Source organism: Actinoplanes lutulentus (assembly GCF_003259845.1).
Taxonomy (GTDB): Bacteria; Actinomycetota; Actinomycetes; order Mycobacteriales; family Micromonosporaceae; genus Actinoplanes; species Actinoplanes lutulentus.
Genome location: NZ_QLMJ01000025.1, coordinates 85,219 through 112,039, shown reverse-complemented (window position 1 = coordinate 112,039; position 26,821 = coordinate 85,219). Strand labels below are relative to the sequence as shown.

Sequence of the window (26,821 nt, the reverse complement as noted above, 5' to 3'; positions counted from 1 at the left end):
GGATGGCCGCCATCTCCCGCGAAGAGGTAGCGCACCTGGCGCGCCTGTCGCGGCTCGCCGTGACCGAAGAGGAGCTTGATCGATTCGCGGGTCAGCTCGATGTGATCCTGCAGTCGGTCGCCCGGGTCGGTGAGGTGGCGGCGGATGACATTCCGCCGACGTCGCACTCGGTCCCGCTGACCAACGTGTACCGCGAGGACGTCCCTGCACCGAGCCTCACGCAGGAGGAGGCGCTCTCCGGCGCGCCCGACGCCTACGAGGGCCGCTTCCGGGTTCCGCGCATCCTGGACGAGGAGGACTGATCGTGACCGACCTGACCAGGCTGAGCGCGGCGTCTCTCGCCGCCAAGATCGCCAGCAAGGAGGTGTCGGCGGTCGAGGTGACCACCGCTCACCTCGACCGGATCGCGGCCGTCGATCCTCGCGTCCACGCGTTCCTGCACGTCGACCGGGAGGGCGCTCTCGACGCCGCCCGCAAGGTCGACGCCGGGGAGATCACCGGCCCGCTGGCCGGCGTTCCGATCGCGGTCAAGGACGTGGTGACGACCAAGGGCGTACCCACCACCGCCGCCTCCAAGATCCTTGAGGGCTGGAAGCCGCCTTATGACGCGACGATCGTCGAGCGTCTGAAAAAGGCCGGCATGCCGATCCTCGGCAAGACCAACATGGACGAGTTCGCGATGGGCTCCTCCACGGAGTACAGCGCGTACGGCGCCACGAACAACCCGTGGGACCTGGGTCGCATCCCGGGCGGCTCGGGTGGTGGCTCGGCCGCCGCGCTGGCCGCTTACGAGGCGCCGCTCGCGATCGGCACCGACACCGGTGGCTCGATCCGCCAGCCGGGCGCGGTCACCGGAACCGTCGGGGCGAAGCCGACCTACGGCGGCACCTCGCGGTACGGCCTGATCGCCTTCTCCTCGTCGCTGGACACCCCGGGCCCGTGCGGCCGGACCGTCGAGGACACCGCTCTGCTGCACTCGGTGATGGCCGGTTACGACCCCCGGGACTCGACGTCGATCAACCAGCCGGTGCCGGATGTCATTAAAGCCGCCCAGCTCGGCAAAAATGGTGACTTGTCCGGCGTCAAGCTCGGCGTCGTCAAGGAGTTCGCCGGCGACGGTTCCGAGCCGGGCGTCCTGAGCGCCTTCAAGGACTCGCTGGAAGCCCTGGTCAAGCTCGGTGCCGAGATCGTCGAGGTCTCCTGCCCGAACTTCCAGTACGCCCTCCCGGCCTACTATCTGATCGCCCCCAGCGAGGCGTCCAGCAACCTGGCCCGCTTCGACGGTGTGCGGTACGGCCTGCGCGAAGGCGACAACGGCAGCCACTCCCTCGAAGAGGTCATGTCGCTGACCCGCGAGGGCGGCTTCGGTCCCGAGGTGAAGCGCCGCATCATCATCGGCACCTACGCGCTCTCCAGCGGTTACTACGACGCGTACTACGGCCAGGCGCAGAAGGTCCGCACGCTGATCACCCGGGACTTCCAGTCCGCGTTCGAGCAGGTCGACGTGCTGGTCTCGCCGACCACCCCGTTCGTGGCGTTCCCGTTCGGATCCCGGACCAGCGATCCGTACCAGATGTACCTCGCCGACCTCTTCACCATCCCGACGAACCTGTACGGCGGACCGGCCATCTCGGTGCCGTGCGGTCTCTCCGAGGGCCTGCCGGTCGGCTTCCAGATCATGGCCCCGACGATGGCCGACGACCGGATGTACCGGGTCGCGGCAGCGCTGGAGTCCGCCGTCGGCTCTTTCACTCCTCCGGAGCTGTGAGATGACATACGAAGAGATCCTCACCAAGTACGAGCCCGTGGTCGGCCTGGAGACGCACGTCGAACTGGGCACCAGGACCAAGATGTTCTGCGGGTGCAAGACCGACTTCGGCGCCGAGCCGAACACCCAGACCTGCCCGGTCTGCCTGGCCCTGCCGGGTGCTCTGCCGGTGATGAACCGGGCCGCCATCGCGGCGACGATCCAGATCGGCCTCGCGCTGAACTGCGACATCGCCGAGTGGTGCCGGATGGCCCGGAAGAACTACTTCTACCCGGACATGCCGAAGAACTTCCAGACCTCGCAGTACGACGAGCCGCTCTGTGTCGAGGGCTACGTCGACGTGGTCGTCGACGGCAAGGAATACCGGATCGGCATCGAGCGGGTGCACATCGAGGAGGACACCGGTAAGACGCTGCACGTGGGCGGCGCCACCGGTCGCATCCACGGCGCCACCGAGTCGCTCGTCGACTACAACCGGGCCGGCATCCCGCTCGTCGAGATCGTGACGAAGCCGGTTCCCGGTCTCGGCTCGCTCGCCCCGGAGATCGCCAAGGCGTACGTGGCCGAGCTCCGCGACATCGTCCGCGCGCTCGGCGTCTCGGACGTGCGCATGGAGCAGGGCTCGATGCGCTGCGACGTGAACACCTCGCTGAACCTGCCGGGTGAGGAGTGGGGCACGCGTACCGAGACCAAGAACGTCAACTCGCTCCGCTCGGTCGAGCGCGCGGTCCGCTCCGAGATCATCCGCCAGGCGGCGATCCTGGACGACGGCGGCAAGATCTTCCAGGAGACGCGGCACTTCCAGGAGACCACCGGCGACACCCGCTCGGGCCGCTCCAAGGAGACCGCGACCGACTACCGCTACTTCCCCGAGCCCGACCTGGTGCCGATCGCACCGGCGCCGGAGTGGGTGGCCGAGCTGAAAGCGGCGCTCCCGGAGAAGCCCAGCGTGAAGCGGGCCCGCCTCCGCGAGGACTGGGGCATCTCCGAGGTCGACATGCAGTCGGTGGCGAACGCCGGCGCGGTCGAGCTCATCGAGGAGACCATCGCCGCGGGTTCCTCCGCGGCCGGCGCCCGCAAGTGGTGGATGGGCGAGCTGGCCCGCCGCGCCAACGAGCTCGACGTCGACCTGGCCGCGGTCGGCGCGACCCCGGCCCAGGTCGCGGCGCTGCAGAAACTCGTCGACGCCGGCAAGCTCAACGACAAGCTGGCCCGCCAGGTCCTGGAAGGCGTCGTCGCCGGCGAGGGCGACCCGGCCGAGGTCATGGCGTCCCGAGGCCTCGAGGTCGTCAACGACACCGGCGCCCTGACGAAGGCCGTCGACGAGGCCATCGCCGCCAACCCGGAGATCGCCGCGAAGATCCGCGACGGCAAGGTGGCAGCAGCCGGCGCCCTGGTAGGCGCCGTCATGAAAACCACGCGCGGCCAGGCCGACGCCAAGGCCGTCCGCGACCTACTCCTGGAGCGCCTCGGCGTCTCCTAACCCTTTCGGTACGCCCAACCGCCCGGTCCTGACTCCTTCAGGACCGGGCGGTGGCATTCCCGCCGGGGTGAGTGGCCGTCTGATCGCAGCGGGCAGTGAGCTGGGCGTTTGTGGGAGCGTTCCCAATGTTCACGTTAACAGCTGCTTGATCAGCTGAAACCTGCAACAAAATGCAACTGCGTCCTCTCTTGACCAGGGTATTTGTGAGCGACAACATCGATGAACGTCGGTCCCCCGAAATCCCCTGGAAATGTGCCCGCTTCCCCGGCGGGCAGAGAGGAACGACCCCATGAGTACGCCAGGAAGACGACGACGCTGGATGGCTGTGGCTGTCACGGCGATCACCACGGCGGCGCTCGGTGCTGCCGGGCTCGTCACGGCTCAGCAGGCGAGCGCCGCAAGCATCGACCTCAGTGCCTACTACGTGTTGAAGAACCAGAACAGCGGCAAGGTGCTCGACGTCTGGAACTACTCCACCGCCGACGGCGCCGTCATCAACCAGTGGACCCAGAACAACGGCGACTGGCAGCAGTTCAAGTTCCTCGACATGGGCAGTGGCTTCTACCGCCTGCAGGCCAAGCACAGCGGCAAGGTCCTCAACGTGCAGGGCGCCTCGACCGCCGACGGCGCGCAGGTCATCCAGTCCAACGGCGACCGGAACGCGACCAGCCAGCAGTGGTCGATCCAGGACATCGGCAGCAACATTCAGCTGATCAACCGGAACAGCGGCAAGGCCCTGGAGGTCTTCGAGTGGTCCACGGCCGACGGCGGCAACGTGGTCCAGTACGCCGACCAGAACTTCGCGAACCAGCAGTGGCAGCTGATCAAAATCGGTAGCAGCGGTGGCGGCACCGGCCCGACCACGCCGTGGCCGAGCGAGACCGGCAGCGTGAAGGTGGACGCCACCATCGCGGTGTCGTCGAGCGGCCTGGACGGCGGCAACAAGCGCTACTACGGCATCGGTGACGGCGGGCAGAGCGAGAGCCAGGACCCGATGTTCAAGCTCGCCAACGGCGCCACCCTGTCGAACGTGATCATCGGCGCTCCGGCCGGTGACGGCGTGCACTGCGACGGCAACTGCACCCTGCGCAACGTGTGGTGGCTGGACGTGGGCGAGGACGCGGCGACGTTCCGCGGTGGCAGCTCGACCGTGGCCACCGTCGACGGCGGCGGCGCGAAGTCCGCCTCGGACAAGGTGTTCCAGCACAACGGCGGCGGCACCCTGACCATCAAGAACTTCCAGGTGACGAACTTCGGCAAGCTGTACCGGTCGTGTGGCAACTGCTCGACCCAGTACAAGCGGACCGTGGTCATCCAGAACATCCGGGCCACCGCACCGGGCACGTCGATCGCCGGGATCAACACGAATTACGGCGACACCGCGACGCTCAGCGGGATCACCATCGTGGGCGACAGCTCCAAGAAGATCTCGATCTGCGACCGGTACACCGGCAACAGCAGCGGCAACGAACCCACCAAGACCGGATCGGGCGCGGACGGCACGTACTGCCGGTACTCGTCCTCGGACATCACCTACTCGTAACCACTGACGGCGACGGAGTCGGGCTCTCCTCCGGGGCGAGCCCGACCACGTTGCGCTGCATCTCCACGTTCGACTGGCCGGTGCCGCCCAGCTGGATGTCGTCGTACGCCTTCAGCTCTTTGTTCTCGTCGAAGTAGAGGACCGACAGCGTCAGCGGGGTCGGCTCCTCGTTCTCCAGGCCGCGCAGGCCGGCGCCGCCGGTCGAGCCCTCGATCATCAGGCGGGTGGTCATCAGTGGCTCGGCGACCGTCGCGGAGGGTGCCGGAGCGACCGAGGCCGACGCCGACGGGTCCGGCTCGGGTGCGACCGGCGCCGGCAGGATCGAGACCGACCGCTGATGTTTGTGACCGGCCAGCACCAGCGGGACCAGGCCGGACAGCGGCTGCGCCATCCCCGGGTCGTGGACCAGCGCGATGTCGACCTTGTTCGTGGAGCCGCGGACCGTGGTGGCCAGGGCCTCGCCGGCGACGGTGAGAAGCTCCGGACCGGCATCGTCGCCGGCCTCGTTGGTCTCGCTTTTGTCCGGGGTGAACTGCGGATCGCCGATGCCGGCGATGGTCAGGCCGTCGACCGTGGTCACCGCGTTGTCGAGGACGACCGCGTTGCTCTGCCGGCCGACGGCGGCCTGGATCGCGGACGAGTCGTGGTTGCCGCGCACGTAGATGTACGGCACCTGGATCGACGGGATCGACGAGACGTAACCGGTCTCGGCGTCGCTGCCCCAGTCGACGATGTCGCCGGTGTCGATCACCGCGTCGATCTCGAAGGTCTCCACGACCGTGCGGATCAGGCCCCAGGAAGCCGGGTTCAGATGCAGGTCGGAGACGTGCAGCAGCCGGGTGGTGTTGCCGGCCGGCTCGTAGACGGGCAGCGTCGAGATCGTCGCGTAGACCCGGCTCACGTTGCCGACGATCGCCTGGAGCTGCTCGGCGTACCGGCCGTAGTTGTCCGCGATGCGGCGCGCGTCACCGACCACGGCGGGCGCGTTGACCAGCAGTCCTTCGTACCGTGGCTCGCTGATCGCGTCCGGTCGCAGCGTGCCTGCCGCGAGGCCGAGGCTGCCGACCGAGACCACCAGGGCGGTGACTCCGGCCGCCGCGGTGCGGCGGACGTCGCGGAAGATCAGCGCGGCGCAGAGCAGCGCGCTCAGAACGGCAAGCCCGAGGGTACGCAGACCGAGGCGGGACACTCCTGCGGTGACCTCGTCGACCGCCCGGTCACCGGCTGTGGAGATCGCCGACGGGTTGTCGATGAGCGCCTCGGTGCGGCTCTGGTCGAGCGATCCGAGGGCGACCTTGAGATGCAGCGGGCCGCGATGGCTGTCCAGATGCAGGGAGCCCAGCGGCGGGATGTCGACCTCGGTGCCGCCGTGCACCGACGGCTTGATCGACATTTCGGCGCTGAACGGGCCGACATTGATGCTCGTCTGCGCGAAGAGCATCACGCCGATCATCGCGCCGATCACGCTGACCAGGCCGACCGCGGCGCCGACCCGGATCCGCCGGCTCCACTTGTTACGCCACATCCGGCCGGTGAAACGGCCGGCGGTCCCCAGGTGACGGGCAGCAGTGCCCAGGCGCCGGCGCCACACTGGCGCCGGCGGAGCGTTTTCCGATGTCATCGAGGGCTCACCTGCCCGAATCCCCGTCCGGTGAAACAGCCATGGGCGTCAACTCCGGCCGGCGCCGCCGTCCGAGAAGACCAGCCTGATCAGCCGGTCGTCCTCGGGGCCCGGCTCGCCGCCGTCCTCCTGGTTCGACGTGCTGAGCCAGAGCGAGCCGTCCGGCGCGGCGACCAGGGCGCGCAGCCGGCCGTACTCCTCGCTGAGCAGCTCCTGCGGGGTGCCGAGAACCGTACCGTTGGCGGTGACGGAGAGCAGGTAGAGCCGCTCGCCGACCAGGCAGGTGGTGGCAACGAGGCTGTCGACGGCGGCCACGCCGCCGCAGGCCGACTCGGTGGACGGCCAGAAGACCATCGGGTTTCGCAGTTTCGTGTCGGTGCTGTCGCCGTCGGCTTTCGGCCAGCCGTAGTTGCCGCCCTTGGCCACCACGTTCAGCTCGCTGGTCAGCGGCTGGGTGGTGTCGGTGGCGAACAGCCGGCCGTCGCCGTCCCAGGCGAGGCCCTGCACGTTGCGGTGGCCGGAGGACCAGACCGTCGAGTTCTTCACCGGGTTGCCGGTGGCGGGCTTGCCGGCCGTGGTGATCCGCAGGATCTTGCCGCCGAGGCTTTTCGGGTTCTGCGCGAGGGTGCCGGTGGGTGTGCCGTCACCGGTGCCGACGTAGAGGAAACCGTCGGGGCCGAAGGCGAGCGCCCCGCCGTTCTGATCGGGGGAGCGCGGGATGCCGGTCAGGATCGGCTGCAGCTTGCCGCCGGCCAGCTTGCCGACCCGGTTGTCGCGATCGGTGGAGTAATAGACGTACAGCGTCTTGTCGGTGTCGTAATCGGGGGAGACCGCGATGCCGAGCAGGCCGCCGTCGCCGGAGGCGCGCACCTCGTCGAGCCGGTCCAGCTCGCTGACCTTGAGACCCTCGGCGTCGGACTCCGGGCCCACCTTCAGAACGCGGGCCGTGTCGCGCTCGGTGACCACGGCCGAGCCGTCCGGCAGGAACGCGATGCCCCACGGGACCTCGAGGTCTTTCGCCAGGACGGTGAGCGCGGCCTCCCGGTCACCGGAGTCCTGGCCGGAGGTGGGCGCGGCCGAGGGCCGGGAGAGGTTGGGTGGTTCGCCGGCCTGGTCCGGTCCTGGCGGTCCGAAGCTGCATCCGGTGGTCAGCACCAGAACGGCACCGACCGTCGCGACCGCGGCACGGCGCGAGCGGGAACGCACGACCAGACCACCCCCTCAGGCTCTTGCCGACCAGGGTAGCCGTGCGGGCTGAGAGATCCCGGAGATCATTGATCCGTCGTGGCGGTGTCGCTGCCGACCCGGTGGCCGCCGGCGGCCAGCACGAGCGGAAGGTTGTTCTGGGTGACACCGGTCAGCCGGATGACGTTGCCGTTGTCGAGCAGGGCGGAGACCCGGCCGTGGGTGTCCGGGGCGAGCTCGGAGATCCGGCTCCACGGCACCCGGCTGCCGCCGAACAGGGCGCGGACCCGCAGCTCGTCCGGGTAGACGTCGGTGCCGGCCCGATAGGTCCAGATCAGCACAGCGAGTGGGATCAGCAGAATCGGGGCGAGAGCCCACGACTGGCCGGCCACCGGGAGCGCGCCGACGAGGGCGATCCCGGCCGCGACGAGGACGGCGCCGGATTTACGGACACGGAGGGCGGGACGACTGGACACCCGTCCATCCTCCCACCACGACCCGGGGCCGGACCGGCAGCATCGCTCGATTTGACCGCTGTCGCTGGATGGCAGACGATTCCGTTCATGGGACGGCGTCACACCGGCCCGTAACCCGATCCGGGGACAGTCGTTGACTCCGGTGCAGTTCCTCGCTTCCATGACCCCCACCTCGCCGGGGCTCACCGACCCTGCGGGGGAACACCGCAGAGGACACCCGTGGCTGTGTCGCACCCCGCGCCGGCCCCGCCCTGGATTCGCGCCCGGGCGGTACTGGTCACTGTGCCGAGCGCCGCTGCCGTGCTGCTCGCGGCCGGCGCCGCCGGCCTGCTGCCGGCTTCGCTCGCGCTCGCCTGCGCGGTGGGTTGCGCCGGTCTCTTCGCTGCGGCTTCCCTCTTGGGTACGGCATTAGCGCTGCACCGTGCCGAGCAGGCCTTCGCATCGTGTCGCGGCGCTGGACTGGTCGGCATGGGCACCCTCGTCGCGACCGCCACCGCCCTGGTGCCGTGGTGGAACCCGCCGGACGCGACCGGCTGGCTCACCACCGGCCTGGCCGTTGCCGCCTGCTGTTACGTGGCCGGCGTCTCGCTGCTGCCGGGCGCCGCACGCAGCTGGCCGGTCCGGCTGCGGCGGGCCTTCGACGGCGCCGGCCTCGGTGTCAGCCTGAGCTTCGCGGCATACCTGGTGCCGGGCGTGGCGACCCGGCCCGCGGCGGTGCCGGCCATGCTGATCGCGACCGGCGGCGTCGCGGTCGTCACGGTGGTCGTGCTGCGAGCGCGTCCCCGGCCGCGCCCGGCGATGTGGTGCGGCGGCGGCGCGGCCCTGGTGCTGCTGGCGCTCGGCGCAGTGGCCGCGCTGGTCGACGCGGGCCAGAGTGGTGCCGGCCAGAGTGGTGCGGGGCAGGGCGGTCCTCTTCTGGCGCTCGCCGGACTGCTGATCATCGCCGGGATGACCGCCTCGGCGCTCGGCGGTTCCCGGCGCGACATCCCGCTGCCACCGTTGGAGCCGCGCAACCCGGACCAGTACCTGGCGAGTTACCCACTGCTGGCGATCCCGGCGGCGGTCGGCGTGGTCGCGGCGGTCTGGCACTTGGTGACCGTCCGCCGGTTCGACAACCAGGCGATCATTTTCGGTCTCGTGATGGTCAGCGTCCTGGTGGTCCGCGAGCTGCTGGTGGTCCGCGACATCCGCCGGTACGCCGGCCGGCTCCGGATCGCCGAAGCGCACTTCCGTTCGCTCGTCGCCGGCGCGACCGATCTGACCCTCGTTCTCGACGAGCGGCTCACGGTCCGCTGGCAGTCACCGGCCGCGGCCCGGCTCTTCGGCCTGCGTGACGACGAGGTGATCGGCCGCGAGTTCAGCGACCTGATCCACCCGGAGGACGTCGCGGACGCCCAGGCGGTGATCGCCTCGGTCCTGGCCGGCGAGCACGAGGGCGGACCGCCGGTGCTGGTCAGCGCCCGGATGCGGGACGGCGCCCGGCTCTGGCGCGACACCGAGTCCACGATCTCCGACCAGCGTGCCGTCCCCGAGGTGGCCGCCCTGGTCGTGCACGTACGCGACGTCGGCGAACGCGTCCATCTGGAACGCACCCTGCACCGGCTCTCCTATCTGGACCAGCTGACCGGCCTGGCGAACCGGCGGGCGCTGATGCGCGACCTGCTGGCGCACCGCCGCCGTCCCGGTATGCGGGGCAACCTCATCGTGATCGACCTGCACGGGCTCGCCGAGGTCAACGACGCCCGGGGCCGCGAGGTCGGCGACGCCGTGCTGGTCGAGGTGAGCCGCCGGATCAAGCAGCTGATCGGCGAGGAGGACGTTGCGGCCCGGCTCGGCGGCGACGAGTTCGCGGTGCTCACCACGGAGTCGGCCGTCCCGGCGTACGCGCTGGCCACCCGGGTCGTGACGGTTCTCGGTGAGGCGTACCAGCTGCCCGGCGGGTCGGTGGACCTGCACAGCAGCGTCGGCCTGGCCGAGCTGGCCGGCGGCGCCGACTCCGACGAGGTGCTCCGGCACGCCGACATGGCCCGGCAGCGCGCCCGCCAGCTCGGCGTGAACCGGGTCGAGTGGTACGACCCGGACGTGGAGATCCAGCTGCACCGCCGGATGGAGCTGGAGCAGCAGCTGCTCGGCGCGGCCGGCCGGGGCGAGCTGGACCTGGCCTTCCAGCCGGTCACCGGGCTGCGTGACGGCCGGCCGGTCGGTGTCGAGGCGCTGCTGCGCTGGCGGCACCCGGACCTCGGCACGATCCTGCCGGAGGAGATCCTGCCGATCGCCCGGGCTCTCGGCATCACCGCGGAGCTGGACGAATGGGTGCTCGACGAGGCCTGCCGCAGCCTGACCGCCTGGGCCGGCGGTGACGAGGACTTCTGGCTCTCGGTCAACGTCGGGCCGCGCGAGCTGCTCACCGCCCGCTTCCCGGAACGGGTGGCGACCACCCTGAAACGGCACGGCCTCAACCCGGAACGCCTGGTCGTCGAGGTCGCCGAGACGTGGATCGCGGAGGACGTGCCGGCCATCGTCGCGGCCCTGTCGGGCCTGCGCAAACTGGGGGTACGCGCGGCGCTGGACGACTTCGGCGCCGGGCAGACGTCGCTGTCCCACCTGCGACGGCTGCCGGTCGACATGCTCAAGCTCAGCCAGTCCCTGATCACCGGCGGGCCCGGCTCGGTGCTGGACGTGGTGGTCAGTCTCGGTCGCCGGCTCGGCCTGGAGATCGTCGCGAAGGGCCTGGAGACCCAGGAACGCGTCGACCGCGCGGCCGCGGCCGGCTGCCGTTACGGCCAGGGTTTCGCTCTGGCCCATCCGGCACCCGCCGAGCGCATAGAGGCCTATCTGGACAGTCATCGCACCGGCTAAGTCCGCGCCATCTCACCGGTTACAAGGCAATCGCCGCGGAGCGAAGCGGAGCCAGCCAGCTCAGCGTGGGGGAGCGGTGCTTCCCCGGGGTGTGAGGTGGACGCGGCCGGCTTCGACGTTGCCGACGCGCTTGCCGTCGATGGCGTTGAGGAGTTCGCGCGCGGCCTGGGCGCCGTAAGCGGAGATGTCGCGGCTCAGCGCCGTCAGCGGTGGGTGGACCAGGCTGCAGAGTGGTGAGTCGTCCCAGGCCACGATGGACAGATCGCCGGGAACCGAGAGACCCATCTCCTGCGCGACGGCCAGGCCCGCGACCGCCATCACGTCGTTGTCGTAGATGATCGCGCTGGGCCGGTCGCCGCCGATCAGCAGCCGGCGGGTGGCACGGCTGCCCTCCTCGCCGGTGTAGTCGGCGGGCACGGTGATCGTGTTGTGCAGGCCGAGCGAGGCGCAGATGTCGTCGAACGCCTTGGTACGCACCTGGGTGTGCAGCAGATCGGGCACACCACTGACCCGAGCGATCCGGTCGTGTCCGAGAGCGACCAGGTACCGGACCGCCTCGGTGATCGCGCCGGCGTCGTCGGACCAGATCTGGGCGATGCTGCCCGTGTCGCCGGGGCCGCCGATCACCACGGCCGGTAGCTGCAGTTCCTGGAGCACCGGGATGCGCACGTCGTTCTCCCGGATGTCGGTGACGATCACCCCGTCGATCCGGCGCTCGCCCCACCAGCGGCGATAGACCTCGACCTCCTGCTCCGGGGTGGCGACCACCTGGAGGGTCAGGGCGTACGACTGCGCGCCGAGCTCAGCCTCGAAACCACTGATCAGGCCCATGAACCACGGTTCGATCCCGAGGATCCGGGCCGGGCGGCACAGGGTCAGGCCGACGGCACGGGCGCGGGCGCCGGAGAGCGCACGGGCCGCGCTGTTCGCGTTGAAACCGATCTCCTGGGCGATCGCGATGATCCGTTTCCGGGTCGCTTCGGAGACGCCGGGCTGGCCGTTCAGCGCGTACGAGACAGCGCCTTTCGACACGCCCGCCCGCCGCGCTATGTCGGCGATCGTGGGCCGCTTCACTCGATCTCCTCTGTCCCCACCGCTGCCGAGCTTATCGGCCGCTGAACAGCATCTAACGGAGTCCCTCGACCCGTAGCAGAAGCTTGATCGGTTCAGTGTTACGGCACTCGATGTGTCATGTAAACGGGTTGTCCGTTTTTACCGGGTTTTCGAGCCTTGGAATCACCGTTGTAACACGCTATTGACACTCCTCGAATCGAGGCTTACCGTTCCACCCACTTACCCGGTTCAGTGATGTAGCTCTCCTTGTTGGAGGTTTCGATGGGACGTTCGGTACGCCGCGTGGCGGCCGTGGGACTGGTGGCCGCCCTGGCCATCTCGGGCTGTAGTGGCCAGAGCCTGGAAGGTGGCAACGATGATGCGGCCGCCGGACAGGTCTCCCTGAAGATCAACTTCTGGGGCGACATGGGCCTCGACAAGCTCAAGGCCAAGTACGAGGCCGAGCACACGAACGTCAAGATCGTGCTGAACTCGGGCGAGTACAACGCCCAGCACGAGGACCTCCAGAAGAAGCTGGTCGCCGGCTCCGGCGCGCCGGACATCTCCGCGGTCGACGAGGGCTTCATCGTTCAGTTCCGCAGCCAGGCCGATCAGTTCGTCAACCTGGTCGACAAGGGCGCGTCGAGCTACGAGTCGAAGTACCTGGGCTGGAAGTGGAAGGCCTCGCAGTCCGCCGACGGCAAGCAGATCGGCCTCGGCACCGACGTGGGCGGCCTCGCCATGTGTTACCGCACCGACCTGTTCAAGGCGGCCGGCCTGCCCACCGACCGTGAGTCGGTCTCCAAGCTCTGGCCGACCTGGGACGAGTTCATCGCCACCGGCCAGAAGTACACGAAGGCGACCGGCAAGAAGTTCGTCGACTCCGGTACGAACCTGTTCAACCCGGTCCTCGCCCAGCAGCCGGTCGGCTTCTACGACGACCAGGAAGCCCTCCAGATGGAGGGTGGGCCCAAGGTCGCGTTCGACACCAGCATGAAGGCGATCGAGGCCGGCATCTCGGCGAACCTCGCCAGCTTCCAGCCGAACTGGGACCAGGGCTTCAAGAAGGACCAGTTCGCGGCCCTCGCCTGCCCGGCGTGGATGCTCGGCCACATCCAGGACACCGCGCCCGACCAGAAGGGCAAGTGGGACATCGCGTCGATCCCCGGCGGCGGCGGCAACTGGGGCGGCTCCTGGTGGACCATCCCGAAGCAGGGCAAGAACGTCGACGAGGCGTACAAGTTCGTCGAGTGGCTGATCCAGCCCGAGCAGCAGATCGAGGTCTTCAAGACGGTCGGCAACCTGCCGTCGCAGCCGGCGCTCTACAAGGACCCGGCCGTCCTCGACTTCAAGAAGGAGTTCTTCACCAACGCCCCGACCGGCCAGATCTTCGCGGCCACCGCGGAGAACCTCCAGCCGCAGTACCTGGGCAAGAAGAACGGACCGACGCGGGTCGCCGTGGAGAACGTGATCACCCGAGTGCAGCAGGGCGGCCTCAAGCCGGACGCGGCCTGGGCGGAAGCAGTCAAGGCAGCCGACAAGGCGTCCAAGGCCTGACATCCCGGTAGGCGAGACGGTCTCGGGCCGTCTCGCCTCCGCTTTGCTGAGGAGTACGCCGTGTCGCTCACCGAGATCCGCCCCGCCCCGCCGGGCCAGCCGAAACACGCGCCGCCGCCGCGCGCGAAGTTCTGGCTCTACCGCTTCGACACCAAGACCGTCCCGTACCTTCTGATCGCGCCGTTCTTCCTGCTCTTCGCGATCTTCGGGCTCTTCCCGATCGTCTTCAACGCCATCGTGGCGCTGCGTAACTGGCGACTCGACGAGCCGGACGAGCGAGGCTGGGCCGGCTTCGAGAACTTCTCCCGGCTGCTGACCGACGAGGACTTCTGGAACGCGCTCGGCAACACCTTCGGGATCTTCGTGCTCTCCACGATCCCGCAGCTGCTCATCGCGTTGATCATCGCGAACCTGCTGAACCGCAAGCTGCGCGGCACCACGTGGTGGCGGGTCGGGATCCTGCTTCCGTACGTCACACCGGTCGCCGCCTCGACCCTGGTCTTCGCGATGTTCTTCGCCCGCGACTACGGCCTGGCGAACTGGTTCCTGTCGCTTGTCGGCTTCGGCAACGAGAACCCGATCGACTGGCGTGCCGCGAAGTGGAGCAGCTGGATCGCCATCGCCACGATGGTCAACTGGAAGTGGATCGGCTACAACGCGCTGCTCTACCTCTCCGCCATGCAGTCGATCCCGAAGGACGTCTACGAGGCGTCCGCGGTCGACGGCGCCGGCCCGTGGCGTCAGCTGTGGCAGATCACCGTGCCGATGATCCAGCCGGTCATCCTCTTCACCGTGGTGCTCTCCACCATCGGCGGCCTGCAACTCTTCAACGAGCCGATGCTCTTCGACGAGAACCCGGCCTCCGCCTCCGGTGGCTCCGACGGCCAGTTCCAGACCATCGCCCAGCTCATCTACAAGGTCGGCTGGAAAGACCTCAACCTTGGGTACGCGGCCGCGATGTCCTGGGCGCTCTTCCTGATCATCCTGATCGTGGCCGCGGTGAACGCGCTCGCGACCCGTCGTCTCGGAGGCGACAAGTGACCAGCCTGGTGAACCGCGCACCGCAGGAGACGCGCGGTAATTGGAAGACCTATGCGGTCCTCGCCACGTTCATGATCCTCTCGGCCTTCCCGGTGTACTGGATGTTCGTCATCGCGACGAGCACCGACGAGAAGGTGATGGGCTTCCCGCCGACCGTGATTCCCGGCGACCAGCTGCTGGTGAACCTCAGCGAGGTCTTCGGGATGCAGGACGTGTTCTTCACCGCGTCCCTGATCAACAGCGTGATCGTCGCGGGCGTGGTCACCCTGACGACACTGTTCTTCTGCTCGCTGGCCGGGTTCGCCTTCGCGAAACTCCGCTTCCGCTATCGGAACGCGCTGATGATCATCGTCATCCTGACGCTGACCGTGCCCAACCAGCTGGGTGTGGTGGCGCTCTACATCCTGATGAGCAGGCTGGAGTGGAACGGCACGCTGCTCGCCGTCATCGCCCCGGGCCTGGTCAGCGCGTTCGGCGTCTTCTACATGCGACAGTTCATCGGGCACGCCATCCCGGACGAGCTGATCGAGGCGGCCCGGATCGACGGCGCGTTGACGCTGCGGATCTACTGGACCGTGGTCCTCCCGGCGATCCGTCCGGCGCTGGCGGTCCTCGGGCTGCTGACCTTCGTGGCGACGTGGAACGACTTCCAGTGGCCGCTGATCACCCTGAACGGCACCGACTTCCCGACGTCGATGGTCGCGCTGTCCGACCTGGCCAGCGGAAACTACGTGATTTACCGGCGGGTGCTGGCGGGCGCGTTCGCGGCAACGGTCCCCCTGGTGATCCTCCTGCTGATCGGCGGCCGCCAAATCGTCCGCGGAATCATGGAAGGCGCCCTGAAGTAACACCTGCTTGTCGAGCCGGGTCCTGCTGCGCGGGGGTGCGAGGAAGGATCCAGTCCGGCCGGCTCTCACTGTGATCGCGTTGTTGGGCTCGCTGTGGTCGCGCTGTTGGGCTCGCTGTGGTCGCTGTCGTCGAGGCAGCGTTGGTGGCGGTGGCAGCGCCGAGCACCTGCCGGGAGCGCCAGCCGGCCCGGCTGGCGCTCACTTTCGCGGTGGTGTGTCGAGGCGGGACGTGGTTGGAGCCTGCAGCCGACACGGGTGGCCGGTTTCGGGCGCGGGTGTCGAGTTCGGGTGTGAGTCGAAGCTCAAGTCGACACTTGTGCCCGTCCGGCCGGCGGCGATCTTCGTAGCGTTCGTTTGTTGCCGGCGCTCGGGCGGCCACAGATCTTGTGAGCTTGTGCCGTCATGCCGACCGCAACCTCACTAGGTCGCTTCGCGGGGGCTGGTAGGGCACCGCGGAGGCAGTGTTCTTGTGAGTTTGCGCCGCTATCCCGACCGAAAAGTCACTAGATCTCTGTGGGTGGGTGGGGGCGCACGGTGGGCGCTGGGCGTGGGTGGGCGGGGGCACACGGTGGGGTGCTGTGTGGGCTGGGCTGGCGTGGGGTGGGGAGTTCGGGCGGTGGGGGTTTGGGTGGCCTAGGGTTGGTTTGTGGCTACGCCGGAATTCATCCTGGAACTGCGCAAGCACATCGGGCACGCTCCGTTGCCTCTGCCCAGTGTCACCGCTGTCGTTTTTGACTCCGACGGACGGCTGTTGCTGAATCAGCGCAGCGATGATCGGCGGTGGTCGTTGCTTGCTGGTGTGCTGGAGCCGGGGGAGCAGCCGGCCGCTGGGGCCGCGCGGGAGGTTTTCGAGGAGACCGCTGTCGACATCGTCGTGGAGCGGATCGTCGCGGTCGAGGCGTTGCCCCTGCACACGATTGGCAACGGGGACCAGGTCTATTGGTTCGAGACCGTTTTTGCCTGTATAGCCGTTGGTGGGGACGCTCGTGTGAACGACGACGAGTCGCTCCAGGTGGCGTGGTTCGAGCCGGGGGCGGTGCCGGTGCTGAACGAACGGCAGACGCGATATCTGGCGATGGCTCGGGACGATTCCGCCCCGCCGTTCTTTGTTGCTTGACCGTGTTTATGGGGCCCGGTCACGCGTACCCAAGAAGAAGTAAGCGTGACCGGGACCGCCTGGAATGAGTTATTCGGGGACGCGGCGGTAGGCGCCGTCGCTGGCGCTGGTGGCCATCGAGGCGTAAGCGCGCAGCGCGGCCGAGACCGGGCGCACGCGGGTGGCCGGGGTGTAGGGCTTGGCGCGGCGTTCTTCCTCGTGGCGGCGCTGGGCGAGGACGTCGTCGTGGACGTTGAGCGTGATGCTGCGGCCGGGGATGTCGATGATGATCTCGTCGCCGGTTTCGACCAGGGCGATCAGGCCACCGGACGCCGCCTCGGGGGAGACGTGGCCGATGGAGAGGCCGGACGTGCCGCCGGAGAAGCGGCCGTCGGTGATCAGTGCGCAGGCTTTGCCGAGGCCGCGGCCTTTGAGGAAGCTCGTGGGGTAGAGCATTTCCTGCATGCCGGGGCCGCCGCGGGGGCCTTCGTAACGGATGATCACGATGTCGCCCTCGACGACCTCTTTGCCGAGGATGCCGGTGACCGCGTCGTCCTGGGATTCGTAGACCCGGGCCGGGCCGGTGAATTTCCAGATCGACTCGTCGACGCCGGCGGTTTTCACGACGCAGCCGTCGGGGGCGAGGTTGCCGAAGAGGATCGCCAGGCCGCCGTCGACCGTGTACGCGTGCTCGACCGACCGGATGCAGCCGCCCTCGCTGTCGGTGTCCAGTTTTGCCCAGCGATTGCGGGTGCTGAACGGTTCGACGGTCCGGACGCCGCCGGGGGCGGCGTGGAACAGTTCGAGTGCCTCGGCCGAGGGTGACCCGCCGCGGATGTCCCACTTGTCGAGCCAGGCGTCCAGGGACGGCGAGTGCACGGAGCGGACGTTCGTCTTCAGCGAGCCGCCACGGTTGAGCTCACCCAGCAGGGCGGGGATGCCGCCGGCCCGGTGAACGTCCTCCATGTGGTACTTCGGGCTGTTCGGCGCGACTTTCGACAGGCAGGGCACCCGGCGGGAGATGGCGTCGATGTCGGAGACGCTGAAGTCGAGCTCGGCCTCGCGGGCCGCGGCCAGCAGGTGCAGGATCGTGTTTGTCGAGCCGCCCATCGCCACGTCGAGGGCCACCGCGTTCTCGAAGGCGTCGCGGTTGGCGATCGAGCGCGGCAGGACCGACTCGTCGTCCTTCTCGTAGTAATCCTTGGCGATCTCGACGATCAGCCGGCCGGCCTCCTCGAAGAGGGCCTTGCGGGAGGCGTGCGTCGCCAGCGTCGAGCCGTTGCCGGGCAGCGACAGGCCGATCGCCTCGGTGAGGCAGTTCATCGAGTTCGCCGTGAACATGCCGGAACAGGAACCGCAGGTCGGGCAGGCCGACCGCTCGATCGTGTCCAGCTGGGCGTCGGTGACGTTGTCGTTCGCGGCGGCGCTCATCGCGTCGACCAGGTCGAGTTTCTCGTGCACGATGCCCTCGATGGCGACCGTCTTGCCGGCTTCCATCGGGCCGCCGGAGACGAAGACCGTGGGGATGTTGAGCCGCAGCGCGGCGATCAGCATGCCGGGGGTGATCTTGTCGCAGTTCGAGATGCAGACCAGGGCGTCGGCGCAGTGCGCGTTCACCATGAACTCCACGGCGTCGGCGATCAGCTCGCGGCTCGGCAGCGAATAGAGCATGCCGGCGTGGCCCATCGCGATGCCGTCGTCGACCGCGATCGTGTTGAACTCGCGGCCGACACCGCCGGCCGCGGCAATCGAGTCGGCAACGAGGCCGCCCATGTCCTTCAGGTGCACGTGCCCCGGTACGAACTGGGTGAAACTGTTGGCGATCGCGACGATCGGCTTGCCGAAATCGTCGTCAGTCATGCCGGTGGCGCGCCACAGGGCGCGCGCGCCGGCCATGGTGCGACCATGGGTCGAAGTCCGGGAGCGCAGCTCAGGCATGACTCCATACTGCCACCGGCTTCTCAGGAAATCGCCAAGGACGTCCACAGCGCGGGACGCCAGGACTGGTCGGATCGACGAAGATCGGGCAGAGTGTGTGCGTGCACTCACCGTCCGGTATGGAGCTGGCGGGTCTGGCCGGCTTGCTCGCCGCGGTGCCGGCGGTCGCCTATCTCAGGCAGTCCGGACGCCGGCACACGGGCGCGGCGCGGCGTGCGCACCTTCTGCTCGCGGCCGGTGGCGCGCTCACCACCGCGGCTGCCCTCGCCGGGCTGGCCAGCACGGTGCTGATGGGCCATCAGCATGATTCCGCGCACACCCAGACGCTGGCCACCATGGTCGCCATCGGGATGGGCATCGGCACACTCACCCTGCTGGCCGGGGCGGTGGCGCTGCCCGGCGCCACCCGCGGCCCGGCCGCCGCGCTGCGGCACGTGCTCGACGGCCTGGTGATCTCCGCCGCGATCTGGTTCGTCGGCTGGGTGCTGGTCGCCGAGCCGACCCGGATCCTCGGTGACGCCACTCCCGCCGAGTGCGCCGCGATACTGCTGCCCGCCGTGCTGGTGGCGCTCTCGCTCGGCCTGACCGCCGTGCTCGCCCTGCACGCGCACCGGCCCCGGAGAAACACGGTCCGGGTCGCCATCGGAGTGAGCGTCGTCTCGGTCGCGGCCGCGCTTCTCTCCACCGGCATATGCCGCCAGGACAACGGGTTCGCGCTCTCCAGCGTGCTGTTGCTCACCGCCGGGCTGATCATGGTGGCCCTCGCGGTCCGCGCCGCCGACCGGCCGGTCGAGGTGAGCGGCGACGTGCTGGAGCGCGGCGGGGGATACGTCGTGGTCCCGATGGTCGCCATGATCGGAGCGCTCGGTCATCACCTGGCGGTCGGCGGGGTGATGGACGCCTACGGCTACTTCGGCATCAGCATCGAGGGCCTGGCCCTGGTGGCCCGGCAATATCTCGCGCTGGACGACGTGCGGAGGTACACCACCCAGCTGCGCCAGCGGGAGGCGCACTTCCGCGAGCTGGCGCACACCGACCCGCTGACCGGGCTCGCCAACCGGCGCGGCCTGCAACGGGCGCTGCGCGCCTCGGCCGAGAACGCCGTCCTGATCGGCATCGACCTCGACGGCTTCAAGACGGTCAACGACATGCGCGGCCACGACGTCGGCGACAGCGTGCTCACCGAGGTCGCCGCCCGGCTGCGGCGCAACCTGCTGGACGGCGACGTGGCGGCCCGGCTCGGCGGCGACGAGTTCGCGGTGCTGATGCACGGCGACGCCGACGAGGCGATGCTCGCGGCACATCGGCTGCTCGCGGTGCTCGGCGAGCCGTACGAGGTCGACGGCGGCTCGATCTTCCTCTCCGCCAGCCTCGGCGTGGCCGACACCGGCGAGCTGCTGCGCGACGCCGACCTGGCCCTGCGGTACGCGAAACAGCGCGGCAAGAACCGTGTCGAGCGCTACCAGGCCGGATACGACGAGCTGCTGCGCCGCCGCGGCACCCTGCAGGGTGAGTTGCGGCACGCCATCGACCGCGACCAGCTGCGCCTGGTCTTCCAGCCGGTGGTGGCCCTGCCGTCGATGCGGCCGGTCGGCGCCGAGGCGCTGCTCCGCTGGACCCACCCGGAGCTCGGGGCGGTACGCCCGGACGAGTTCATCCCGGTCGCCGAGGAGTCCGGCCTGATCAACCGGATCGGCGCCTGGGTGCTGGAGCAGGCCGTCGTGCAACTCGCCGAGTGGCTGGCGAAGGGGCACGACGTCTGGGTCTCGGTGAACCTGTCACCGAAAGAGCTGCACAACGCCGATTACGCGGCACAGGTCGCCGACGTGCTGGCCGAGCACAGCGTGCCGCCGCAGCGGCTGGTCCTGGAGGTGACCGAGCACGCGGTCGCCACCGACATGGAGGAGCTGGTCCGCCGGCTCGCCGAGCTGCGCGAGACCGGGGTGCGGATCGCGCTCGACGACTTCGGCGCCGGTTATTCGTCGCTGACCCAGCTGCGGACCCTGCCGGTGGACATCCTCAAGATCGACCATGCGCTGGTGGCGGAGCCGGAGTCGCGTACCGGGACGGCGGCGCCCCTGGTCGACGTGGTGGTCCGGCTCGGGCACCGGCTCGGCCTCGAGGTGCTGGCCGAGGGGATCGGCACCACGGCCCAGCGCGAGGTGGTCGAGGAAGCCGGCTGCCGGCTCGGCCAGGGCTCGCTGTTCGGCTGGGGAGTGCCGGCCGAACACTTCGAATCCCGGCTGCGAACCCTCGTTCCGGTGGGCCGCCGGCCGCTTCCGGCGCCACGTTCCACTCCGCCGAGTGACGCACAAGCGCGCAGTCAGGTGGTACGCCTCGGACCAGGGATGCGGCAGGTCAGAGCACTGTTGCCGAGTGACCCGGCGTTCCGGACTGATCAAAATGTGGGATCTGTTGACTCAGGCCGTGAGATCGGGCAAGGTTAGCCGCATGTGCTTCGCGTCCCGAGTACTTATCTGAGCGCACTCTCCGCAACAGGAGGGTGCGCTAGGTCCCGTGCATTGGCACGAGGGCCTTTTTTGTTGCTCGAGTTTCCGGACGCCGACTTGTAAAGGCCTGAATTGCCATGACGAGACCCACTCCCGAATCACTGGCCCATCGAGCCACCCCGGCCACTGTGGCGGCGGCCGCGAACACCGCCCCCGCCGTCATCGCCCCGGTATCCACCACCGGCGCAGGCGCGCTCGTCCGGTCGCTCGAGGCGCTCGGGGTCGAGGTCGTGTTCGGCATTCCGGGCGGGACGATCCTTCCGGCGTACGACCCGCTGTTCGACTCCAAGGTCCGGCACATCCTGGTCCGCCACGAGCAGGGCGCGGGTCACGCGGCCACCGGTTACGCGCAGGCCACCGGCAAGGTCGGCGTCTGCATCGCGACCAGCGGCCCCGGCGCGACGAACCTGGTCACGGCGATCGCCGACGCGTACATGGACTCGGTGCCGATCGTTGCGATCACCGGGCAGGTGAGCCGGCCGTACATCGGCACGGACGCCTTCCAGGAGGCGGACATCCAGGGCATCACGCTGCCGATCACCAAGCACAACTTCCTGGTCCAGACCCCGGAGGAGTTGCCCCGGATCCTGGCCGAGGCGTTCCACCTGGCGTCCACCGGCCGGCCCGGCCCGGTCCTGGTCGACATCCCCAAGGACGTGCAGCAGGCGCAGACCACGTTCAGCTGGCCGCCGACGCTGGACCTGCCGGGTTACCGCCCGACGCTGCACCCGCACGGCAAGCAGATCCGCGAGGCGGCCCGGCTGATCGCCGCGGCCAAGCGCCCGGTTCTGTACGTCGGCGGCGGTGTGCACAAGGCCGGCGCCACCGACGGGCTGCGCAAGCTCGCCGAGCTGACCGGCATCCCGGTGGTCACCACGCTGATGGGCCTCGGCGCGTTCCCCGACTCGCACCCGCAGCACCTGGGCATGCCCGGCATGCACGGCACAGTTCCGGCGGTCTACGCGTTGCAGCGCTCCGACCTGCTGGTCACCCTCGGCGCCCGGTTCGACGACCGGGTGACCGGTCAGCTGGACTCGTTCGCGCCGGACGCCAAGGTGGTCCACGCCGACATCGACCCGGCGGAGATCGGCAAGAACCGGCACGCGGACGTCCCGATCGTCGGCGACGCCCGGCACGTCATCGACGAGCTGATCGCGGCGGTCTCGGCCGGCGCGGGCGGCACCGAGCAGTACGCGGCCTGGTGGAAGACGCTCAACGAGATCCGCGAGCGTTACCCGCTCGGGTACGACGAGCCGACCGACGGCAGCCTCGCCCCGCAGTACGTGATCGAGCGGATCGGCGAGCTCGTCGGCCCGGACGCGATCTACGTGGCGGGCGTCGGCCAGCACCAGATGTGGGCCTCCCAGTTCATCAAGTACGAGAAGCCGGGCACCTGGCTCAACTCGGGCGGCGCCGGCACGATGGGTTACGCCGTCCCGGCCGCCATGGGCGCGAAAGTGGCCCAGCCCGGCACCGCGGTGTGGGCGATCGACGGCGACGGCTGCTTCCAGATGACCAACCAGGAGCTGGCGACCTGCGCCCTGGAAGGCATCCCGATCAAGGTCGCCGTGATCAACAACGGCAACCTGGGCATGGTCCGGCAGTGGCAGACCCTGTTCTACGAGGGCCGTTACTCCAACACCGTGCTGGGCACCCACAAGCACCGGATCCCGGACTTCGTGAAGCTGGCCGAGGCGCTCGGCTGCGTCGGCCTGCGCTGTGAGTCGAAAGACGACGTCGACAAGATCATCAAGCAGGCCATGGAGATCAACGACGCGCCGGTGGTCATCGACTTCACGGTCGGCGAGGACGCCATGGTGTGGCCGATGGTCGCGGCCGGCACGAGCAATGACGAGATCATGTTCGCCCGGGACGTGCGCCCGACGTTCGAAGAGGACGACCTGTGATGACCAACAAGCACACGCTGAGCGTGCTGGTCGAGAACAAGCCGGGTGTGCTCGCCCGCGTGAGTGGCCTGTTCTCCCGCCGCAGCTTCAACATCGACTCCCTTGCGGTCGGCGAGACGGAGAACCCGGACGTCAGCCGCATCACGATCGTCGTCAACGCGGACTCCTCGCCGCTGGAACAGGTCACGAAGCAGCTCAACAAGCTGGTGAACGTCCTGAAGATCGTGGAGCTGGACCCCTCTCAGTCGGTCCAGCGTGAGCTCCTGCTGGTCAAGGTGCGTGCCGATCGGGCGCAGCGCAGCCAGGTGCTCGAGACCGTCGAGCTGTTCCGGGCGCGAGTGATCGACGTCGCTCCGGACACCCTGACGATCGAGGCCACCGGTAATCCCGACAAACTGGATGCGTTACTGCGCGACCTCGAGCCGTACGGCATCAAGGAGATGGTGCAGTCGGGCCTCGTGGCCATCGGCCGCGGATCCCGCTCCATCACCACCGGCCCCGCGCTCCGCGCCGCCTAAGTTCTAGACACAGAGAAGAAGGAAGTTCATGACCGCGGAAGTTTTCTACGACGCCGACGCCGACCTGTCGATCATTCAGGGCAAGAAGGTCGCCGTGATCGGTTACGGCAGCCAGGGTCACGCGCACTCGCTGTCGCTGCGTGATTCGGGCGTCGACGTGGTGGTCGGTCTGAAGGAGGGCTCGAAGAGCCGCCCGAAGGCCGAGGAGCAGGGCCTCACCGTGAAGACCCCGGCCGAGGCCTCCGCCTGGGCCGACGTGATCATGGTGCTGGCGCCGGACACCGCGCAGCGCAAGATCTACACCGAGTCGATCGCCCCGAACCTGACCGCGGGCAAGGCGCTCTTCTTCGGCCACGGCCTCAACATCCGCTTCGGCCTGATCGAGCCGCCGGCGAACGTCACCGTCGCCATGGTCGCCCCGAAGGGCCCGGGCCACCTGGTCCGCCGCCAGTACGTCGACGGCAAGGGCGTGCCCGCCCTGGTCGCCGTCGAGCAGGACCCGACCGGCGAGGGCCTCGCGCTCGCTCTGTCGTACGCGAAGGCGATCGGTGGCTCGCGCGCCGGCGTCATCAAGACGACCTTCAAGGAAGAGACCGAGACCGACCTCTTCGGCGAGCAGGCGGTCCTCTGCGGTGGCACGGCGGCGCTGGTGCAGACCGGTTTCGAGGTGCTCACCGAGGCCGGTTACGCCCCGGAGATCGCGTACTTCGAGTGCCTGCACGAGCTCAAGCTGATCGTCGACCTGATGTACGAGGGCGGCATCTCCCGGATGCGGTACAGCGTCTCGGACACCGCCGAGTTCGGTGACTACGTCTCCGGCCCCCGCGTGATCAACGCGGAGACCAAGAAGGAGATGCAGGCCATCCTCGCCGACATCCAGTCCGGCGAGTTCACCCGCCGCCTGATCGCCGACGACGAGGCCGGTGGCCCGGAGCTGGCGAAGTACCGCGAGCAGGGCGCTGCGCACCCGATCGAGATCACCGGTGCGAAGCTGCGCGGGATGATGAGCTGGGTGGACCGCCCGATCACCGAGACCGCCTGATTCTGAAGAGTTTCAGGAAGCGCCCGGCCGGATTCCCGGCCGGGCGTTTCCCGTGAGTGAACTGAACCGGCCGTAGCGCCCCTCCGTACCATTCGGCATCGTCAATGGCGACGATGCCTGGATGGAGGAACCATGACTTCTGTAGTCCTGGTAACCGAGGAACTGGCACAGCCCGCACTTGACCTGCTCGCCGTGGACTTCGAGGTCCGGCGAGCGGATGGAACGGACCGGCCGGCGCTACTGAGAGCGCTGGCCGAGGCCGACGCGGTGATCGTTCGCAGTGCGACCCGGATCGACGCGGAGGCGCTCGCCGCCGCGACCCGGCTGCGCGTCGTGGCCCGGGCCGGCGTCGGTCTCGACAACGTCGACGTCCCGGCCGCCACGGCTCGTGGAGTGCTGGTCGTCAACGCGCCGACCAGCAACATCGTCTCGGCCGCCGAGCAGGCGGTGGCGCTGCTGCTGTCGGTCGCGCGGCACACCGCGACGGCGAGCGCGACCCTCAAGGCAGGCGCCTGGCGGCGCTCCGCCTTCACCGGCGTCGAAGTGCATGGCAAGACCGTGGGAGTGGTCGGTCTCGGTCGCATCGGCGTCCTCTTCGCGCAGCGCATGGCCGCTTTTGGGGTACGCCTCATCGCGTACGACCCGTACGTCCAGCCCGCCCGTGCGGCTCAGCTCGGTGTGCACCTCACCAGCCTGGACGAGTTGATCCGGGAAAGTGACTTCATCTCGGTGCACCTTCCGCGTACCCCTGAGACCTTGGGTTTGATCGGGGAGAAGGAACTCGCCGTGGTCAAACCGGGGGTTCGCATCGTCAACGCGGCCCGTGGCGGCCTGGTCGACGAGAAGGCCCTGGCCGAGGCGCTCGCCGACGGCCGGGTGGCCGGCGCCGGGCTGGACGTCTTCGAGAACGAGCCGCTCACCTCGTCGCCGCTGTTCGCCTTCGACAACGTGGTGGCCACGCCGCACCTGGGCGCCTCGACCGTGGAGGCGCAGGACAAGGCCGGCCTCGCGGTGGCGCAGAGCGTCCGGCTGGCGCTGCACGGCGAGTTCGTCCCGGACGCGGTGAACGTGCGGGCCGGCGGTGCGGTCGACGAGGACGTACGCCCTCTGCTGCCGCTCGCCGAACGCCTCGGCCGGGTCTTCACCGCCGTGGCCGGTGGGGTGGCCTCCCGGATGACCGTCGAGGTACGCGGCGCCGTGGTCGCCCACGACGTCTCGGTCCTCGAACTGGCCACCATGAAGGGCCTGTTCGCACCGGTGACCGCCGAACGGGTGACGTACGTGAACGCGCCGCACGTCGCCGCCGACCGAGGCGTCGAGCTGGAGCTGTCGACCGCCGAGGGCGAGGAGACCACGCTGATCACGGTCCGCGGCGCGATGCCGGACGGCGGCGTCGTCTCGGTGGCCGGGACGTACGCCGAGACGGCGAAGCTGGTCGAGGTGGACGGGTTCGAGCTGGACCTGGCGCCGGAAGGCGCGCTGTTGTTCTTCCGGTACCAGGACCGGCCCGGCGTGGTCGGCAGGATCGGGACCACGCTGGGCCGGGCCGGTGTGAACATCGCGGCGATGCAGGTGGCCCGCAGAGCGGCCGGTGGCGAGGCCCTGATGGCCCTGCGACTGGACTCGCTGGTGGAGCCGGACGTGGTGGCCGAGGTGGCCGCCGAGATCGGCTCGTCGCGGACCGCCCTGGCCGACCTCTAGCTCGCCGCTCGCAGCGGCGGTGGGTACACCGTGCCGTCCTGGAGGTCGAGCAGATCCAGGTTGAGTTCGGCGGCCAGCCGCTCGATCGTCTCCAGGACCACATCCGGGCAGCCCTCGTCGAGCCGCATCTGGATGTGGTCCGCGGCGGCGTGCAGCGGAGCACTGGCCCAGGGTGATCCGGGCGCCGTCGCCCGTGGCCCCCTGTCCGGATAGGTGCTGGTCAGCGCGTCGTAGAAGGCGACGACACGGGGATCGGCGGGTCGCTGCGGGTGGTCGCCGCGGGCGCATCGGGCATTCGCGTCGCGTACGGCTTCCGGCGCCGACGACGGGGCCATGGCCCACACCACTAGGTCGAAACTCACCGGCGCATGGTGCCACCACCGAAGGGCTGGTACGCGGAAACCGTGGGCCGACACGCGGGGGCGCGTCTTGCATGTCTTTGGTCCGCATCGCTAGCGTTGTCCTTGCCGCACGACTCGGGTGGATCCGTCTTCGGGTGATGTGATCCGTCGCAGGGTCGTGTGTGTGAATCTGGCGGGACCGAACCACGTGTACTCGTCGCAACAACCCCTGTGCCGTTTGCCGCGGCCCAGGGGTTGTTCGCTTCCCCCCTGGTTGGCTTTTCACTTTGTGGGACTGGCGTACCGTGTTTCGGGACACCGGGCTACGGTGTCC

The 26,821-nt window shown here is 69.1% G+C and carries 20 protein-coding genes; 14 read left to right on the top strand and 6 right to left on the bottom strand.

The window, feature by feature from the left end; genetic code table 11:
* Nucleotides 1–2 precede the first annotated feature (2 nt).
* The 4 genes from gatC (at nt 3) to B0I29_RS39560 (ending at nt 4,794) form a co-directional block, all read left to right on the top strand.
* A complete protein-coding gene (gene gatC / locus B0I29_RS39575) occupies nt 3–302 on the top strand; it encodes an Asp-tRNA(Asn)/Glu-tRNA(Gln) amidotransferase subunit GatC (RefSeq protein ID WP_111654305.1) in 300 nt (99 codons plus the stop codon).
* A gap of 2 nt (nt 303–304) precedes the next feature.
* Nucleotides 305–1,768, top strand: coding sequence for an Asp-tRNA(Asn)/Glu-tRNA(Gln) amidotransferase subunit GatA (gene gatA, locus B0I29_RS39570; protein ID WP_111654304.1), 1,464 nt, complete (start codon nt 305–307; stop codon nt 1,766–1,768).
* Nucleotide 1,769: 1 nt separating this feature from the next.
* Complete coding sequence (gene gatB, locus B0I29_RS39565; RefSeq protein WP_111654303.1) at nt 1,770–3,251, top strand: Asp-tRNA(Asn)/Glu-tRNA(Gln) amidotransferase subunit GatB; 1,482 nt, start codon at nt 1,770–1,772, stop codon at nt 3,249–3,251.
* Between the two features lie 319 nt (nt 3,252–3,570).
* On the top strand, nt 3,571–4,794 hold the full coding sequence (locus tag B0I29_RS39560; protein ID WP_245973133.1) for a pectate lyase: 1,224 nt from the start codon (nt 3,571–3,573) through the stop codon (nt 4,792–4,794).
* Here the strand turns inward: B0I29_RS39560 and B0I29_RS39555 are convergent.
* Genes B0I29_RS39555 through B0I29_RS39545 form a run of 3 tightly spaced genes read right to left on the bottom strand, consistent with a single transcriptional unit; the run spans nt 4,781 to nt 8,076 of the window.
* A complete protein-coding gene (locus B0I29_RS39555; RefSeq protein WP_111654301.1) occupies nt 4,781–6,415 on the bottom strand; it encodes a metallophosphoesterase family protein in 1,635 nt (544 codons plus the stop codon). The genes B0I29_RS39560 and B0I29_RS39555 overlap by 14 nt on opposite strands.
* 48 nt (nt 6,416–6,463) lie before the next feature.
* Entirely contained in the window at nt 6,464–7,627 is a 1,164-nt protein-coding gene (locus tag B0I29_RS39550) for a PQQ-dependent sugar dehydrogenase (protein ID WP_181558219.1), read from the bottom strand.
* Nucleotides 7,628–7,686: 59 nt separating this feature from the next.
* Nucleotides 7,687–8,076: a PH domain-containing protein gene (locus tag B0I29_RS39545; RefSeq protein WP_111654300.1), complete on the bottom strand. Its 390-nt coding sequence runs from the start codon at nt 8,074–8,076 to the stop codon at nt 7,687–7,689.
* Nucleotides 8,077–8,295: 219 nt separating this feature from the next.
* Between B0I29_RS39545 and B0I29_RS39540 the strand changes: the two genes are divergently transcribed.
* Nucleotides 8,296–10,935 carry a putative bifunctional diguanylate cyclase/phosphodiesterase gene (locus B0I29_RS39540; RefSeq protein ID WP_181558212.1) on the top strand — a complete coding sequence of 880 codons (2,640 nt, stop codon included), beginning with the start codon at nt 8,296–8,298 and terminating at the stop codon, nt 10,933–10,935.
* A 60-nt stretch (nt 10,936–10,995) separates the two neighbouring features.
* Here B0I29_RS39540 and B0I29_RS39535 read toward each other — a convergent pair whose 3' ends face one another.
* Nucleotides 10,996–12,009 carry a LacI family DNA-binding transcriptional regulator gene (locus tag B0I29_RS39535; RefSeq protein ID WP_111654299.1) on the bottom strand — a complete coding sequence of 338 codons (1,014 nt, stop codon included), beginning with the start codon at nt 12,007–12,009 and terminating at the stop codon, nt 10,996–10,998.
* Nucleotides 12,010–12,270: 261 nt separating this feature from the next.
* On the opposite strand from B0I29_RS39535, the gene B0I29_RS39530 reads away from it, so the two are divergent.
* The 4 genes from B0I29_RS39530 (at nt 12,271) to B0I29_RS39515 (ending at nt 16,551) form a co-directional block, all read left to right on the top strand.
* Nucleotides 12,271–13,545: an ABC transporter substrate-binding protein gene (locus B0I29_RS39530; RefSeq protein WP_111654298.1), complete on the top strand. Its 1,275-nt coding sequence runs from the start codon at nt 12,271–12,273 to the stop codon at nt 13,543–13,545.
* 60 nt (nt 13,546–13,605) lie between these two features.
* Nucleotides 13,606–14,586, top strand: a complete 981-nt coding sequence (locus B0I29_RS39525; RefSeq protein ID WP_111654297.1) for a carbohydrate ABC transporter permease — start codon at nt 13,606–13,608, stop codon at nt 14,584–14,586.
* Complete coding sequence (locus B0I29_RS39520; RefSeq protein ID WP_111654296.1) at nt 14,583–15,434, top strand: carbohydrate ABC transporter permease; 852 nt, start codon at nt 14,583–14,585, stop codon at nt 15,432–15,434. The genes B0I29_RS39525 and B0I29_RS39520 overlap by 4 nt, the downstream gene beginning before the upstream one ends.
* Nucleotides 15,435–16,080: 646 nt before the next feature.
* A complete protein-coding gene (locus B0I29_RS39515; protein ID WP_111654295.1) occupies nt 16,081–16,551 on the top strand; it encodes an NUDIX hydrolase in 471 nt (156 codons plus the stop codon).
* 69 nt (nt 16,552–16,620) lie between these two features.
* Here the strand turns inward: B0I29_RS39515 and ilvD are convergent, their stop codons facing one another.
* The gene (gene ilvD, locus B0I29_RS39510) at nt 16,621–18,468 is read right to left on the bottom strand and encodes a dihydroxy-acid dehydratase (protein WP_111654294.1); all 1,848 of its coding nucleotides are present in this window, start codon (nt 18,466–18,468) and stop codon (nt 16,621–16,623) included.
* Nucleotides 18,469–18,569: 101 nt separating this feature from the next.
* Here ilvD and B0I29_RS39505 point away from each other — a divergent pair, with 101 nt between their 5' ends.
* The 5 genes from B0I29_RS39505 (at nt 18,570) to serA (ending at nt 26,146) form a co-directional block, all read left to right on the top strand.
* Nucleotides 18,570–20,915 (top strand): putative bifunctional diguanylate cyclase/phosphodiesterase, encoded by a 2,346-nt coding sequence (locus B0I29_RS39505; RefSeq protein WP_375790590.1) that lies wholly within the window; start codon nt 18,570–18,572, stop codon nt 20,913–20,915.
* 140 nt (nt 20,916–21,055) lie between these two features.
* Entirely contained in the window at nt 21,056–22,885 is a 1,830-nt protein-coding gene (locus tag B0I29_RS39500) for an acetolactate synthase large subunit (RefSeq protein WP_111654292.1), read from the top strand.
* The gene (gene ilvN / locus B0I29_RS39495) at nt 22,885–23,403 is read left to right on the top strand and encodes an acetolactate synthase small subunit (protein ID WP_014447226.1); all 519 of its coding nucleotides are present in this window, start codon (nt 22,885–22,887) and stop codon (nt 23,401–23,403) included. Before B0I29_RS39500 ends, ilvN begins: the two co-directional genes overlap by 1 nt.
* Nucleotides 23,404–23,431: 28 nt before the next feature.
* The gene (gene ilvC, locus B0I29_RS39490; RefSeq protein WP_111654291.1) at nt 23,432–24,445 is read left to right on the top strand and encodes a ketol-acid reductoisomerase; all 1,014 of its coding nucleotides are present in this window, start codon (nt 23,432–23,434) and stop codon (nt 24,443–24,445) included.
* Nucleotides 24,446–24,577: 132 nt separating this feature from the next.
* Complete coding sequence (serA, locus tag B0I29_RS39485) at nt 24,578–26,146, top strand: phosphoglycerate dehydrogenase (protein ID WP_111654290.1); 1,569 nt, start codon at nt 24,578–24,580, stop codon at nt 26,144–26,146.
* Here serA and B0I29_RS39480 read toward each other — a convergent pair.
* Nucleotides 26,143–26,481 carry a hypothetical protein gene (locus tag B0I29_RS39480; RefSeq protein WP_221402077.1) on the bottom strand — a complete coding sequence of 113 codons (339 nt, stop codon included), beginning with the start codon at nt 26,479–26,481 and terminating at the stop codon, nt 26,143–26,145. The two genes, serA and B0I29_RS39480, sit on opposite strands and share 4 nt — an antisense overlap.
* Nucleotides 26,482–26,821 lie beyond the last annotated feature (340 nt).